The 15,382-nt window shown below is 68.6% G+C and carries 11 protein-coding genes; 5 read left to right on the top strand and 6 right to left on the bottom strand.

Annotated features, from left to right (window positions below; all coding sequences use genetic code 11):
- Nucleotides 1-223 precede the first annotated feature (223 nt).
- Together LZ199_RS11510 and LZ199_RS11505 are read left to right on the top strand one after the other, a co-directional pair.
- Nucleotides 224-829 carry a PH domain-containing protein gene (locus LZ199_RS11510; protein ID WP_253993698.1) on the top strand — a complete coding sequence of 202 codons (606 nt, stop codon included), beginning with the start codon at nucleotides 224-226 and terminating at the stop codon, nucleotides 827-829.
- On the top strand, nucleotides 822-1,616 hold the full coding sequence (locus tag LZ199_RS11505; protein WP_253993697.1) for a PH domain-containing protein: 795 nt from the start codon (nucleotides 822-824) through the stop codon (nucleotides 1,614-1,616). Before LZ199_RS11510 ends, LZ199_RS11505 begins: the two co-directional genes overlap by 8 nt.
- A gap of 102 nt (nucleotides 1,617-1,718) precedes the next feature.
- Here LZ199_RS11505 and LZ199_RS11500 read toward each other — a convergent pair whose 3' ends face one another.
- From LZ199_RS11500 to LZ199_RS11480, 5 genes are all read right to left on the bottom strand, one after another.
- On the bottom strand, nucleotides 1,719-3,344 hold the full coding sequence (locus tag LZ199_RS11500) for a LysM peptidoglycan-binding domain-containing protein (RefSeq protein ID WP_253993696.1): 1,626 nt from the start codon (nucleotides 3,342-3,344) through the stop codon (nucleotides 1,719-1,721).
- Between the two features lie 396 nt (nucleotides 3,345-3,740).
- Nucleotides 3,741-4,229: a hypothetical protein gene (locus LZ199_RS11495; RefSeq protein ID WP_253993695.1), complete on the bottom strand. Its 489-nt coding sequence runs from the start codon at nucleotides 4,227-4,229 to the stop codon at nucleotides 3,741-3,743.
- A 64-nt stretch (nucleotides 4,230-4,293) separates the two neighbouring features.
- Complete coding sequence (locus LZ199_RS11490; RefSeq protein ID WP_253993694.1) at nucleotides 4,294-4,797, bottom strand: hypothetical protein; 504 nt, start codon at nucleotides 4,795-4,797, stop codon at nucleotides 4,294-4,296.
- Between the two features lie 94 nt (nucleotides 4,798-4,891).
- Nucleotides 4,892-6,571, bottom strand: a complete 1,680-nt coding sequence (gene ettA, locus LZ199_RS11485; protein WP_253993693.1) for an energy-dependent translational throttle protein EttA — start codon at nucleotides 6,569-6,571, stop codon at nucleotides 4,892-4,894.
- A 238-nt stretch (nucleotides 6,572-6,809) separates the two neighbouring features.
- On the bottom strand, nucleotides 6,810-9,779 hold the full coding sequence (locus LZ199_RS11480) for a carboxypeptidase-like regulatory domain-containing protein (RefSeq protein WP_253993692.1): 2,970 nt from the start codon (nucleotides 9,777-9,779) through the stop codon (nucleotides 6,810-6,812).
- A 340-nt stretch (nucleotides 9,780-10,119) separates the two neighbouring features.
- On the opposite strand from LZ199_RS11480, the gene LZ199_RS11475 reads away from it, so the two are divergent.
- The 3 genes from LZ199_RS11475 (at nucleotide 10,120) to LZ199_RS11465 (ending at nucleotide 13,657) form a co-directional block, all read left to right on the top strand.
- Nucleotides 10,120-11,061 (top strand): ABC transporter ATP-binding protein, encoded by a 942-nt coding sequence (locus tag LZ199_RS11475; protein WP_253993691.1) that lies wholly within the window; start codon nucleotides 10,120-10,122, stop codon nucleotides 11,059-11,061.
- Nucleotides 11,062-11,152: 91 nt separating this feature from the next.
- Complete coding sequence (locus LZ199_RS11470) at nucleotides 11,153-11,914, top strand: ABC transporter permease (RefSeq protein ID WP_253993690.1); 762 nt, start codon at nucleotides 11,153-11,155, stop codon at nucleotides 11,912-11,914.
- 99 nt (nucleotides 11,915-12,013) lie between these two features.
- A complete protein-coding gene (locus LZ199_RS11465) occupies nucleotides 12,014-13,657 on the top strand; it encodes a serine/threonine protein kinase (RefSeq protein WP_253993689.1) in 1,644 nt (547 codons plus the stop codon).
- 24 nt (nucleotides 13,658-13,681) lie between these two features.
- Here LZ199_RS11465 and LZ199_RS11460 read toward each other — a convergent pair whose 3' ends face one another.
- On the bottom strand, nucleotides 13,682-15,259 hold the full coding sequence (locus LZ199_RS11460; protein WP_253993688.1) for a carboxylesterase/lipase family protein: 1,578 nt from the start codon (nucleotides 15,257-15,259) through the stop codon (nucleotides 13,682-13,684).
- Nucleotides 15,260-15,382: the final 123 nt, after the last annotated feature.

Below are 15,382 nucleotides of genomic sequence, written 5' to 3'. Positions count from 1 at the left end.
TGTCAGCGGGTCGACGGGCTCACGCCTCACGGGCCCCTGGCCAGGAAGGAGGGCCCCGCGTGGCCTGTCGGACGCGGACACCGCTCCCCTGGGCAGGTGGGGTGGCGACCGTGCCCGGTGGGGGACATGACGGGAGGAAGCGGACCGACGTATGAAATGGGAGTCGCGCCCGCCCGTTGGGGACAGGGAGCGATTCCCGGAGGAACACCCAGGTGAGCCCCTCATGACTCTCGGCGGACCCGTGACGTCCCCGCCCCGTCCCAAGCCGCCCGTGCACGCCCCTCCCGCGCGGCCCGCCTGGCCGTGGACGCTGCCCGCGGTGCTGCAGCCGCACTCGAGCCTGCTCATCCACTACCTGCTCGGCTCATTGCTGGCGGGGCCCGCGTTCCCCATCCTCGCGCTGGTGCGCTACTTCAAGTTCCAGACGCTGCGCTACGAGCTGGACGAAGAGGGCATCACCATGCGGTGGGGCATCCTCTTCCGGCGTGAGGTGTCGCTCACCTATGCGCGCATCCAGGACATCCACCTGTCCAGCAACCTGGTGGAGCGGTGGCTGGGGCTCGCGCGCATCCAGATTCAGACGGCGAGCGGCAGCGCGGAGGCGGAAATCACCATCGAGGGCGTCCAGGACTACCTGGCGATGAGGGACCTGCTCTACTCGAAGATGCGGGGCACGCGAGACAAGAGCCCCGCCATGGCGAAGTCCGCCGCGCTGGCGTCGGGCGAGTCGGCGGCGCTGACGTCCGCCCTGCGCGAGGTCGCCGCCGAGGTCCGCGCGCTCCGGCAGGAGCTGGGCGCGCGCGCGGTGAAGGAGCAGTCAGATGCGTGACGTGCCCCACGAGTGGCTCCTTCGGCTCTTGAAGGTGGACCCCGAGCCCCAGCTTCCGGAGGGGACGGTGCGCGTGTTCCGCGCGGACCCCCGGTACCTGCTCTACCGACGGATGTTGCTGGGGTTCAAGCACGTGTTCGCCCTCTTCTTCGCGGTGGCGGTCTGGGTCTTCGCGGCCCAGATGATGAAGGTCCAATTCCGCGAACTGCCCGCCGCTGCGGTGGTGACGAGAATCGTCCACACAGTGGAGGTCCTGGCGTGGCTGGGCTTCCTGGTGGTGGTGGTGCCCGTGAGCTTCTTCGTGGTGCGGCTCGACTACGAGCTGCGCTGGTACGCGCTGACGGACCGCAGCCTGCGCGTGCGCGAGGGCATCATGTCGCTGCGGGAGAAGACGATGACCTTCGCCAACATCCAGCAGGTCTCCATCCATCAGAACCCCATCCAGCGGATGCTGGGCATCGCCGACGTGAGGGTGGAGTCAGCGGGCGGAGGCCACAGCTCGCCCCTCAAGGAGACGGAGATGAGCGAGCCCGCGGAGCACCTGCACGAGGCCCGCTTCCGCGGCGTGAGCGACCCCGAGGCGATTCGCGACGCCATCATGGACTGCGTGCGGCGGCACCGGGACACCGGCCTGGGAGAGCCCACGGAGTTGGCCACGAGCCCGGAGCCCGACGCGGCCGTCCCCTCGACGCTGGAGGCGGCCCAGGAGCTGCTGACCGAGGTCCGCGCGCTGCGGAGCACACTGGCGGAGCAGCCGGCGCCGCGCGTGGAACCTCGGGCGTCGTGAGCAGCATCCTCCGCGAGCCCTGTCTCTCCCGAGTGTGGACGTGAAGAAGCCCGGTCGGCCTCAGGGGCCGCCGGGCATCTTCTTCAGCGCGTCAGGTGACGACTACGCGTTGGGGCGAACCATCGACACGTCGAACTGGCGGCCGACGACGTAGCCGTTGCGGGGACCCGGGCGGGTGAGGCCGCCGGTGTTCTCGTCGACGTAGAAGCGGTTGTTCGCGTTGGTGTCCGCGCCACGGCTCTGGTTGCGCGTCGCCGGGTCGTTGAACGTGTAGTAGGTGCGGCCCTGCTGGTCCACGCCACGACCGGTGATGACGACGAAGTGGTCGGTGATGCCGTCGGCGTTGCCCACGTTGCGGTCCGAGCGGTGGTTGACGCCCACGACGACCGGCTTGCCCGCGGCGAGCTGCTGGTCGATGTAGTTGCGGCCGCGCTCCGCCGCCTGGCGGTTCACGGTGATGCCGTTGGGGCCCTCGCCCGTGGCGACCTGGATGCGCTGGGAGACGTCCGTCACGTTGGCGCCCGCCTGACGGGCCATCGCCGTGGCGGCGCGGAAGCACGCCTTGTCACCGGCGCGCTCCACCTGGCTGGCGTCGTACTGGCTGATCCACGGGGTGCGCGTCTGCACCGCCGCGCGGTCGGTGCTCGCCGCGACGCGCTCGGTGTCGTTGAGGTTCGTCGGCGTCGCGCCGTTGGTGGTGCCCGCGCCGGTGGTGGTGCCCGCGGTGGTGGGGCGCTCGGAGGCCGGGCGCGGCGTGGGGGCGACGGTGGGGCGCTCGGAGGCCGGGCGCGGCGTGGGCACCGGCACCTGGCCCTGCGGGACGGCGTCGTTCTGCGTCGTGCCGGAGCGATAGCCGCGCGCATCCAGCGCCGTGACGAGCGCCGTCTCGCGACGGGTCTGGTCGGCGCGCAGGCGGGACTCGCTGTGGTTGAAGCCGGCGGCGCGCAGGACGCCCTGGTCATTGCGGTACGCATTCACGCGCGCGTCGATGAGCGACTCGCGGGTGACGCCACGCGGGTCCTGCGCCAGCTTGGGCAGTTCGCGGTTGATGAAGTTCTGCGCGGCGCGGGGCGACTGGGTGTGCAGGTCGAAGTACGTGGACGCCAGCAGCGCGTTGTTCGGGTCCAGGCCCGCGGCGCGGGCAGCGGCCTCGTAGCGCGGGGTGACGTTGGTCAGCTCGCGGTTCCAGATCTGGTCGGCCTGCTGCGGAGTGCTGGCGCCCTGTCCCTGGTAGGAGAACGAGCCACGGTTGTGGGCCGCGTTGCCCGGGTCCGTGTGGCCGCCGTAGCTGGACGTGAAGCCACCGTCCGGGCGGCGGTTGCCCTCGGAGGTGCCGACGACGATGGCCGCCTCGGAGTTGGAGCCGCCGCGGGTGAAGGCGCCCAGGTCCTGGATGTTGCGGTAGCCGTTGTTCGTCCCGGACGCGTTGGGCGACGTCAGGCCCGCCGCCGCGGTGGTGCCCGCGTCGAAGGTGTCGCCGGGAGTCTGGCGCGTGCCCGCGGTGGTCTGCGTGGGGTTGGCCGCCGTGCGGTCGAACCCGTCGGTGGCGGACGGAAGCTTGAGCGTGGCGCCCGCCCGAATCTTGTTCGGGTCAGCGATGTTGTTGAGCCGGGCCAGCTCATCCACCGTCGTGTTGTTCCGGGCTGCGATCTTGCTCAGCGTGTCGCGCTCACGGATGCGGTAGTTGTTGCTGGTGTCCCGGCTGCTGGTGCTGTTCCTGACAGTCATGTGGATGGCTCCCTATGAGGTCCGAGACACCCCTCCCCAATCACTGCCGCCGGAGAGGGCATCGACAGACGCCAACCGGATTTTCAAGATCAGCCGACAAAAGTTGCGAACCCACCGAACTTCGCCTTGCCCCAGAGGGAGCGCTACAGGCCCGCACGGGGTGTCCGCCTGCTAATGCATCGCGTTAATCCCGTAAATCCGGAGATCCCGTGACCAATCCGTCACAAATCAGCTTCAACCTCACGACTATTTTTTGGCCAAACTGATGCAATCAATTGCGGGCCGGGAGTCTGGGATGACCACGCGAGCCACTGTCCTGAAGACGACAATGCCCCGCTGGCGTGAGCCAGCAGGGCACTGTGGTTGAAAATATTCCGTGCTGCGGCACTCGCCGACCTACTGGCAGTGAGCGGGCTCATTACAGAAGAAGGAGATGGTGAACTCGGCGAACTGACCACCAGCGATGGCCGAGCAGCTAACCCGCGTGTCCGTCTCGTTGCACGTCCCGGCCGGGCACCTGCCCTCCAGGCGCGCGTTGGCGTCATTCCGCGCGCTCGCATAGGCCGCGGTGCAGTTGAAGCCGGTGCCGAATCCGTACTCGATGAACTGGGAGCTGCCGCAGGTGCACGGCACGGGGCAGTACTTCCGCACGCCATCACACTCCACCCAGCCGCCCGATGCGGTCCCCGAGGTACAGACGCCGCTCGCGGAGCTACAGGAGACGGTCGTCGCGTTCGAACATTGCTGGGTCACCTGGCAGGCCAGCGCCGCCTCGGAGCTCTCCAGGACCGAGTCCTCGACCCCCGGGGCTTCTCCGATGCCACACGCGGTCAGCGCGAGGACGACGAGGAGGGCACCACCGCGCATCAGGTTACTGATTTGCATTTGCATCCCCGAGACGATAGAGGCCAGGCCGCCCCGGCCTCCATCGTGGGAACCCGTCATCCGGTTACCGGCAGTTCGCGGGCTCCTTGCAGGAGTAGGTGCGGGTGACGCTCGCGCGGAAGCCATCCGTGCGGTTGGGGCCCAGCGGGATGCAGTCACCGAGGACGTCGGAGCTGTTGCAGCCCCCCGCCGGGCACCGCGCGGCCACGGTGGAGGCCAGCAGGCTGCGCGCCTGAGTCATGGCGGCGCCGCAGGTGGCTCCCTCGCCGTACCGGGACGCCGTGTAGCGCGTCGTGCCGCAGGTGCACGCCGGCGGACAGTAGGTGCGCACGCCGTCGCACTCCACCCAGCCACCGTTGTCGGCACCCGAAGCACAGCCGGTCGTCGGAGAGGAGCACGTCACCGGCGTACCGCTCGGACACGTCTGCTCGACGGTGCAGAGCGCGGCCTCGGACGTCCCCAGCGCGCCCTCCTCCTCGCTGCCCACGTCACCGGCGTTGCACGCCGCCAGGCCCAGCACCACGCCCAGCAATCCACTCCACAGCCAGCTCTGTCGAAGAAGGTTCATCCCCCAACGGTAGAACCCTCCGTGAACCTTCATCAACCTCTGGAAACCCAGGCCTCCGCTCCCTCCTGGAGAGAGCGGAGAAATTCCCGTCTGCCTAATTCTTTGAAATGGGGCGGTAGCGAATGCGGTGCGGCTCCAGGGCGTCGGGGCCCAGGCGCTTCTTCTTGTCCGCCTCGTAGTCCTGGAAGTTGCCCTCGAAGAAGAAGGCCTTGCTGTCGCCCTCGAAGGCGAGGATGTGCGTGGCGATGCGGTCCAGGAACCAGCGGTCGTGGCTGATGACCACCGCGCAGCCCGCGAAGCCCAGGAGCGAGTCCTCCAGGCTGCGCAGCGTCTCCACGTCCAAGTCGTTGGTGGGCTCGTCGAGCAGCAGCAGGTTGCCGCCGCTCTTGAGCATCTTCGCCAGGTGCACGCGGTTGCGCTCGCCGCCGGACAGGTCCTTCACGCGCTTCTGCTGGTCCTGTCCCTTGAAGGCGAAGCCCGCCAGGTACGCGCGGCTGGGCACCTGTCCCGCGCGGCCCAGGTCCAGGTGGTCCAGCCCGCCGCTGACCTCCTGGAACACGCTGTTGTCGCCGTTGAGCGCGTCGCGGCTCTGGTCCACGTAGGCCATCACCACCGTCTCGCCAATCTTCAGCTCGCCCGCGTCCGGCTTCTCCGTGCCCGTCATCATCCGGAACAGCGTCGTCTTGCCCGCGCCGTTGGGGCCGATGACGCCCACGATTCCGCCCGGCGGCAGCTTGAAGTTCAGGTCGTCGATGAGCAGCCGGTCACCGTACGCCTTGCGCAGCCCCTTGGCCTCCACCACCAGGCCGCCCAGGCGGGGACCGGGGGGGATGATGACCTCGCCCGTGGCCTCTCGCTTGTCCTGCGTCTGGTTGAGCATCTCCTCGTACGCGGAGATGCGCGCCTTGCTCTTGGCCTGACGGGCCTTGGGCGACTGGCGCACCCACTCCAGCTCGCGCTTGAGCGTCTTCTGCCGCTGGCTCTCCGACTTCTCCTCCAGCTCCAGCCGCTTCTGCTTCTGCTCCAGCCAGCTGGAGTAGTTGCCCTTCCAGGGCACGCCCTCGCCGCGGTCCAGCTCCAGAATCCACTCGGCCGCGTTGTCCAGGAAGTACCGGTCGTGGGTGATGCAGACGATGGTGCCCTTGTACTCCTTGAGCGCGACCTCCAGCCACGCGACGCTCTCCGCGTCCAGGTGGTTGGTGGGCTCGTCGAGCAGGAGCAGGTCCGGCTTCTCCAGGAGGATTCGGCACAGCGCCACGCGGCGCTTCTCGCCGCCGGACAGCTTCGTCACGTCCGCGTCGCCCGGGGGCAGGCGCAGCGCGTCCATGGCCATCTCAATCGTGCGGTCCAGCTCCCAGCCGTTCGCCGCGTCGATGGCGTCCTGGAGCCGGCCCTGCTCGGCGAGCAGCTTCTCCATCTCCGCGTCGCTCATGGGCTCGGCGAACTTCGCGCTCACCTCGTTGAAGCGGTCCAGCGAGGCGCGAATCTCCTTCAGCCCCAGCTCCACGTTCCCCTTCACGTCCAGCGAGGTGTCGAGCTGCGGCTCCTGCGCCAGATAGCCGACCTTGGCCGTGGGGTCCGGCTTCGCGATGCCGAAGAACTCCGTGTCCACGCCGGCCATGATGCGCAGCAGCGTCGACTTGCCGGAGCCGTTCGGACCGATGACGCCAATCTTCGCGCCCGGGAAGAACGACAGGTAGATGCCCTTGAGGATCTCCTTGCCATTCTTGACCTTGCGCAGGTCCTGCATCGTGAAGATGAAATTCTGGGCCATCTGGGGGCTTCCTGCTCTGGAGCGGGTGGGGGCTCGCGGATACCAGGGTGCAACAGCGCACTCAAGGCGAGAGAATCCCGGAGCCTTCCACCGCACCCTCGGCGCCGGACGTCCGCTACGGAACACCCCGGGCTCCCCGCCGTCGGGACAGCGCCCCCTGCTTCGCCGTCGCGCCCTGCCACCGCCTCCAGGATGCAACCCCAGAGGCGGTGTCGGGCCTGCTCACCTCAACCGTGACTCAGAACGGGCACGGGTCGGTGGACAGCCACCCGGCGATGCCCGCGTTGGCCAGGACGTTGGGCTGGTGCGGCGTCGTGCTCAGCCAGAAGTTCTGGTACGTGCGCTTGGCGTGGGGCATGCGCCGGAACGGCCCGCATACCGCGCCGTAGATGCCGGTGCGCTCCTGGAAGTCGTTGTTGACGCCCGCCAGGCTCCAGTACCGCCAGCTCAGCTGATTCTCGCGCGTGCTGTGGCAGGCGCGGCATGACGGCCCTTGCACCTGGAGGTACACGTTGCTCTTGCCGGACGAGGCCCAGTTGGGCTGCACGTAGGTGGAGTTCTGCGTCGCGGCGGGCAGCGTGGCCCCGCCGTACCAGCCCTGCACCAGCTCCTGGACGGTGGTCGTCACGTTGGTCTCCAGCACCGCCTTGTTCAGCTCCCGGAACTGCGTCTCCTGGCTCGCGCGGGAGAACGGGAAGATGCCGCTGACGGGCGGCGACTCGATGGTGGAGTAGCGGTAGCTCTCCAAATCGAACGGGATGAAGCGCGCGTTGAGGTCCGCGCGGGGGTCCGAGGAGAGGGAGAACGGGTCTCCGCCGTGGCAGACGTTGCACAGCTGGGGCACGAACTTGTCGCCGTTGCCATCCAGGTCCGCGCGGTCCACGCGGGTGCCCACGGCGTCGAAGACGTAGAACTTCGTGTACGGCGTGCCCCCCAGTGTCGGGTGCGGGCTGTACTCCATGGCCACCGTGGCGATGGGCGCCACGCCGGCGGTGGCGAAGTCCACGCTGGCATGGTTCGTCACGTAGAAGGCCCGGTTCGCCCCCGAGCGCTTCATGTGCATGCTGCGCCCGAAGCCCAAATCCCCGTTGTTGAAGTAGTAGGCCGCGGCGTCGTCCGCGCCAAAGCCGTTGAGCGTCTTCCACGCGGCCAGCGTCAGCTTCGCGCTGCTCGGGTCGATTTTCGAGTAGTAGAGCGCCGCGTCAACGGCGTTGCCATCGCCGTAGTTGTTGAGGAAGTTCGTGGACACGGGCACGCCCAGCGTCAGCGTCACATCCGACGTGCAGACGGAGTACGGATAGGGCACGGTGATGGCGTTGGTACCCGAGTTGCCAGGCCCGGTGGAGGGGTTCTGCGTGGCGGTGCTGATGACCAGCCCGTTGGAGTCGAGCACCTCGATTTTGATGACGGTGCTGGCGGGCAGGCGGGTGATGGCGTTGAGCGCCGCGTCCAGGGTGGTGGTGTACACCGTGGGAGAGCTGGTGCCGTTGGGGATGGTGAGGCGCACCGTCAGCGGCACCGGCAGGCGCGCGGTGTCGATGTGCACGCGCATGCAGTCCGCGCCCGTGGAGACGATGTCCGCGTTGAACACGGAGAAGTGCGGCACCGCGCCCACGTAGGAGTCCCCCTGCAGGAGCAGCGTGCCCTCCTCGCTCCACACGCCCTTGCTCTCGTCGTAGAACCACAGCGGCATGGACTGGGGCGTGCCGGCGGGCAGCTCCGCCTGTCTCGGGTCCACGGGGAAGGACACCTGCGCGGGCGACTCCTTGCGCAGGTTGAAGCGGCGGCCCTGGTCATCGAAGATGTTGACGTCCAGCGCGCCGAAGCTCGTCAGCGTCACCACGTTGCCCTCGCGGTCCACCGCGGACAGGTCTCCGGGCATGCGGCCCTCCGGGTCCTTCAGGTCCACCGGCGCCAGCCACGCCGTGAGCGGCTGGTCCGCCGCGTTGCCTTCCGCATCCACCAGCGAGTTGGCCTGGAGCGTGAGCAGCACCGGCCGCTGGTCACCCGACGGCGAGCGCGCCGACAGCGTCATCGTCTCCTGGGGGTTGACCGTGAAGCGCTGCGCCGACACCAGGCGGTACTGCCCCTCCGGCGCCTCGTTCAGCAGGATGCGCGACAGGAGCTGGAAGCCGGTGGCGCGCACGTTGAGCACGTACCGCGCCGACTCCTCCACCATGAGCTGGAAGCCGCCCCGTGCGTTGGTGATGGCCTCCTTGTTCCCCACCGTCACCCGCGCCCCGCCCACCGGCTGGCCGCTGGCGGTCAGCACCTGTCCGCCGAAGTACGCCACGGGGCCCTGCGTGCTCACGCGCACCTCGCTCGTCGCCACGCCGCCCCGGTTGTCGGAGACCACCGCCCAGACGCTGAAGCGTCCCTGGGCCGAGGGCAGCGTCCACAGCACGTCCGAGCCCTGCTGCGCCGCCACCACGCCCGAGCCCGCGGACGCCACCCAGCGCCACGTCAGCGCGTCCCCATCCGCGTCACTCGCCAGCGCCGTCAGTCGCACCGTCTCGCCCGGCTGCGCGTTGCGCAGCGCCTGCGTGTTCCTCCAGGCCACCGGCGCTCGCAGCAACGGCCGCGCATTCCGGAACGTCAGATTCCGCTGCACCACGACGCTCCCCATCTGCACCGACGACAAGGCCTGGTCGGCCTCCACCCGCGCCACCACGTTCCAGGTTCCCGCCGGCGCGTCGCCCACCGCGTACTGGCCCAGGGCGTTGACCTGGACCTCCGAGGACACCGTGGCGTTGGTGGCCGGGTTCACCAGCCGCACCCGCGCCGCCACGTTCACCCCCACGAAGCTGCTCTGCGTCAGGGGCACCGAGCCGTCCCGCAGGAGCGCGTGGCCCCACAGCAGCGGCCGCACCGGCACCAGCGGCAGGTGGATGGGCATGACGAACGTCTCGTCCGCCAGGCTGAAGTTCGTCGTCTGGCACCCGCTGACGAAGCCCGGCGCGCTCCAGCACAGCCGGTACGTCGCCGCCGGCTGACGCGGCACCCCGAAGAAGCCATTCGCGTCCGACAGCACGTGCACGCTGTCCACGTTCGTCGCGACGTTGCGCACCCACAGCTCCACGTTGGGCAGGTACACCCGCCCCGCCCAGCCCGTTCCGAAGGCCTGCGTGTAGACGTAGTTGTGCACCTCCGCCCCGTCGTTCTGCGCCGCCTGCGCCACCTCGCGTGTCGTGTCCGCGCCATTCGGCACGGCCGGCTCCCGACTGCACGCCACCGCGAATACGGCCACACTCAAAGTGAAGACCATCCGCGCACGTGCGCGCTGCTGACCTGGCATGAGGTACCCCCGCTTCTGTTGGATGACTCCCGGGCGTCAGGCGCCGCGTCCCTCGGGGGACTCCCGCGCCTCCTCGCCTCCGGGCCGGCGTGGAGCCTCCACCGTGTCAAACCTTGAACAGAATGGAAATCCACCCACTCATGACGCGAGCCGTTACGGAGCGTATGAGTCGACGCGACTCGCCCGGGTGGAGCTCCAGAAGGGGTGCGGGAGTTCTGACGCCGGAGGTCCGAGGTGTTAGGAGAAGCGCGCCATGTCGACGCCCACTCCCGCCCTCGAGCTCACGGGGCTCACCAAGCGCTACGGTGACTTCACCGCGTTGCAGCAGATGAACCTCACCATCCAGCCAGGCGAAATCTTCGCGCTGCTGGGGCCCAACGGCGCGGGCAAGACGACGATGATTGGCAGCGTCTGCGGCCTGGTGCGCAAGACGGCCGGCACCATCCGGGTCTTCGGCAAGGATTTGGACCAGGACGCGGTGGGCCCGCGCTACCAGTTGGGCCTGGTGCCGCAGGAAATCAACTTCGACCCGTTCTTCACCGTCGCGGAGTCCCTGCGCATCCAGTTGGGCTTCTACGGCCAGCGCCAGGACGAGGCCCGCGTCGACGAGGTGCTCAAGGCCCTCAACCTGTACACCAAGAAGGACTCGCTCACGCGCGCGCTCTCCGGCGGCATGAAGCGCCGGCTGCTCATCGCCAAGGCGCTGGTGCACAAGCCCAAGCTCGTCTTCCTGGACGAGCCCACCGCGGGCGTGGACGTGGAGCTGCGCCGGGACCTCTGGACGTACGTGCGCAAGCTGGCCTCGGAGGGCACCACCATCCTCCTCACCACCCACTACCTGGAGGAGGCCGAGGAGCTGGCGGACCGGGTGGGCATCATCAACGAGGGCCGCCTGCTGATGGTGGAGGACAAGGCCACGCTCCTGCGCCGCTTCGGCGAGAAGCGCGTCGTCGTCACGTTCCAGGAGCCCCAGACGACGCTGTCGGAGGCCACGCTCCGCTTCGCCCCGCGCCTGTCCGAGGACGGCCGCTCGCTCACCTACGTGGAGCGCGAGGGCGTGGCCCCGGCCGGAGACCTGCTGCGCGTGCTGTACGCGGAGGGGCTGCCCATCGCCGACGTGGAGACGCGGCGCTCCCGCCTCGAAGACGTCCTCATCGAGGTCCTCCGGGGCCGCCCTTCACCCCAGGCCGCCTGACCTTCCTTCCTCCTTTTTCCGCGCCCCCGCCCCCACCGCGAGGCCCGTCATGGGTGCGCGAAGGGGACATGCGCCACGCAAAGACACCACCATGAACGTCCTCGGGATGCAGACGCTGTTCGTGAAGGAGGTCCGGCGCTTCATGCGAGTGCCGGGGCAGACCGTCCTCTCACCGCTCATCAGCACCACGCTGTATTTCATCGTCTTCGGCTACAGCATCTCCGGCCGCGTGCACGAGGTGGAGGGCGCCCCGTACCTGCACTTCATCGTGCCGGGCCTGGTCTTCCTGGGCATCGCCAACAACGCGTTCCTCAACAGCTCCTCCTCGCTGTTCATCACCAAGATTCAAGGCACGGTGGTGGACCTGCTGGTGGCGCCCCTGGGGCCCGGCGAGCTGATGGCGGGCTTCATCGGCGGCGCCATGGTGCGCGGCCTCGTCGTCGGCGGCCTGACGTGGGCCGTGGCGGGCCTCTTCACCGGCTTCAGCCTGGAGCACGCGTGGGTGGCCGCGTACTTCCTGCTCATCGCCTCCTACGTCTTCAGCGTGCTGGGCATGCTCGCCGCCGTGTGGGCGGAGAAGTTCGAGCAGATCAACTTCTTCCCCACCTTCGTCATGCTGCCGCTCACGTTCCTGGGCGGCGTCTTCTACTCCGTGCGCGAGCTGCCCTCGCCCTGGAACACCGTCAGCCTCTTCAACCCCATGGTCTACATGGTGGAGGGGTTGCGGTACGGGATGCTCGGTCGCAGCATCTACTCGCCCCTGTTCGGCGGCGGAATCCTCGCCGGTGTCGCCGTGGTGGCAACCCTTGTCGTGTACTTCGTGCTCCGCTCCGGCTACAGGATGAAGGCATGAGACCTACCCAGACCTTCATGCCCCCGCGTCACCGTGGGGTGACAGCCGACTGCTCATTTCCCGCACGGTGAGAAAGGGAGATATTCTCCCGACCACATCATGGCGGTGCCATTCGGTAAGTACGAGTTGCTGCGGAAGATTGCCTCGGGAGGCATGGGACAGGTGTTTCTGGCCCGTGAGCATGGAACGGGCTTCGAGCGGCTGGTGGTCCTCAAACTCATCCTCCCGCACCTCGCGGAGGATGATGAGTTCCTTTCCATGTTCCTGGATGAGGCCGGGCTGGTGGCCCGACTCACCCACCCCAACCTCATCACGATTCTCGACCTGTCCCAGATAGAGGGACGGCACTGCCTGGCGATGGAGTACGTCCAGGGCGACGACGTGCGCCGGCTGGAGAAGTTCTCGCGCGCGCAGAACAAGCCGATGTCGGTGGGGTTGATTCTGCGCGTCATCGCGGATGCCGCGGCGGGTCTTCACTACGCGCACCAGGCGCGGGACGTTCAGGGCCGGCCCATGCGGCTGGTACACCGCGACGTGTCACCGCAGAACATCCTCGTCGGCTTCGACGGAGGCGTGAAGGTCATCGACTTCGGTGTCGCCAAGGCGGCCACCAGCAGCGCCAACACGGCGACGGGCGTCCTGAAGGGCAAATACCCCTACATGTCCCCCGAGCAGGCGAGCGGCTTGGCCATCGACGCGCGCAGCGACTTGTTCGCGCTGGGCGTCGTCATGTGGGAGATGCTGACGGGCAAGCGGCTCTTCAAGGGCGACTCGGACTTGATGACGCTGCGGCTGGTGAAGGACTGCCAGGTGCCGCGCCCCTCGCAGTTGAACCCCAAGCTGCCGCCGGGGCTGGACGAGGTGGTGCTCAAGGCGCTGGCCCCCACGCCGGACGAGCGCTACCCGGACTGCGGCGCCTTCCGGCTCGCGCTGGAGGACTACACGCTCAACCTGCGGCTGCCCTCGAGCAGCGCGCACCTGTCGGCGTACCTGCGGGAGCTGTACGCGGACCGCATCTCCACGGAGACGGACCCGGCGAAGCTGGACCAACTGGCCGAGGACGCGGACCTGGACTCTCGCTCCAACTCGTCGCTCAGCGGCGTGGGGGGCCCGGCCGGGCGCACGTCCGCGTCGCGGCAGCACCCTCGCAACGTGACGCCGGGGACGCGCTCGCGGCAGCAGGCGGTGGCCGCTCCCGTCGGGGCCGTGGTGCAGGACCGCACGCGCGGCACCTCGCCCATGGACCGCGCGCCCTCCGAGAAGCCGCGCCGCATTCCGTGGGTGCCCGTCGTCGCGGCGAGCGTGGGACTGCTGCTGGCGGGCGCGGCCGTCGTCTTGCTGCGCGGACCCGCGGGCGCGACGACGCTGCCCGTGACGACGACGACGCAGCCTGTCCACGTGGAGCGCGAGCCGCCCCCGCCTCCGACCAAACCCACGCCGGAGCCGGTGAAGATGACGGAGGTGCTCGTCACCACCGAGCCCGCGGGCGCGACGGTGAGCATCGCCGGCGAGGAGCGCGGCGTGACGCCCCTGAAGCTGGAGCTGGAGCAGGGCGCGCCCATGGTGGCGGTGACGCTGGCGCTCAACGGCTATGAGCCGGTGACGCGTGAAATCTCCGCCGCGGACGACGAGCTGCGCCTGGAGCTGCGGCGCCAGGGTGGCAAGTCCCCTGGCACTACCAGTTCGAAGCGCCCCGGGGGTCCCCAGCAGGGTGGGAACCTGGGCATCAAGACGGGCCGCTGAGTCGGCCCGTCTCCGCGGGCCCCTCTACGGAGTGGCCTGCGGTCTCGGCTTGCCCTTCGCGGCCGCCGTCGACGTCGACGAAGTCCGCTTCGGCAGCATGGGAGGAGGCGGCTTGGCGAAGGAGTCGATGAGCGGCATGACCAGTTGGGCCACGTCCAGGATGGGCCCCTCGAAGTTGTCCACCATCTGAACGGTGGTATCCAACCTCAAGAGCTTGTCGCTCTCCGCCGTGTGCTCGCTCCAGGCGACTCCGCCCACGGGTCCTGGCGTGCCGGTGCGCAGGAACTGGACGAGGGACTCCACCAGGTTCGTGGTGAACTTCCGGTCCACATCCTGGAAGAGGTCTCCCGTCGGCGGGACGTGGTCGGCCGTCTCCAGGAAGTAGGAGACGTCTCCGCCGTGGGGCACACCCAGGGGCTGCCGGGGCGCGAGCATCTTCGCGCGGTACTCGAAGTAGTAGCGCCAGGCATGGGCCCCGTGATGGGAATGGAAGCTCGCCAAGTGGCGCGGCGTCACGGAGAAGACGAAGTCGCGGCACATCCGCCGGCCAATCTCCTTGTCGTCGCTCACGTCGGGGTAGAGCTGGCGAATCAGGTTACCGAGGTCCCCGAGTTTCTCGAGGATGGTGGCCGGGTCGATGCCGAACGAGGACACCACGCTCGAGTCATCGCTCGTGCTGCCGAGGATGAGGGGCAGCTTGAGCTGCGAGCCCTTCTCGAAGCTGTCGCGAATCGTCTGGGGGAGCACCGAGTCGCCGTAGATGGGGCTCGGTGCATTGATGCTGTCCGAGGGGAGCATCCAGAACTTCTCCGGGTCCAGCTTGCGCAGTTTCTCCATGGTGGCCTGTTGCCAGGGGATGCCCTGGTGGTGGGCGAAGGCCACGCCCGCGAGCTTCGCGTCCGCCACGGACTTCTCCTGAATCACGTACGAGCTCATGGCCACGCCACGGCGGAAGGGGTTCTTCTCCCGGATGAGCGGCGAGGTGAAGAACGCCAGCACGCTCTTGGCGCCGGCGGACTGGCCCATGATGGTGATGTTGCCGGGATCTCCTCCGAACTGGGCGATGTTGTTCCTCACCCATTCCAGCGCGAGCATCTGGTCCAGGATGCCGAAGTTGGACGGGCCGCCCGGGTTCTCCTTCTCCAACTCCGGGTGCGCGAAGAAGCCCAGGTGTCCCAGGCGGTAGTTGAAGGTGACGAGCACCACGTTGCGGGCCGCGATTTGCGTCCCGTCATAGGGAGGCACGCAGCCGGAGCCGATGACGAAGGCGCCGCCGTGAATCCAGAACAGCACGGGCAGGTTCGCGCCCGGGTCCGTCTTGGGGGTCCACACGTTGAGGTAGAGGCAGTCCTCGGACATCTTGCCGGGGTCACCGCCACCGCCGGCGATGCAGGCCTCGCGCGACTGGAGCGCGGAGGGACCGAACTCGAGCGCGTCACGTGGGCCGGTCCACGCGGGGATGCGCTCCGGCGCGCGCCAGCGGAGGTTGCCCACGGGGGGCTTGGCGTAGGGGATGCCCTTGAAGACGGAAACCTTCCCTTCCACCTTGCCTAGCAGCTGGCCTTCCTTGGTGGTGACCGGGGGCGTCTTGATGACATTCATTGTCTGGCTCCGTTGGGGGTGAGAGAGGACGTGTCCACGTGCGTGGGCACACGGTCGGAGCCGGGAGAGGGACTACCTGTCGAGGAGCTACGCGAGCGAATCGCCTGACCACCGTCCGGGTGG

The organism is Myxococcus qinghaiensis (genome assembly GCF_024198215.1).
Taxonomy (GTDB): Bacteria; Myxococcota; Myxococcia; order Myxococcales; family Myxococcaceae; genus Myxococcus; species Myxococcus qinghaiensis.
This window is presented reverse-complemented; position numbering and strand designations above follow the sequence as displayed.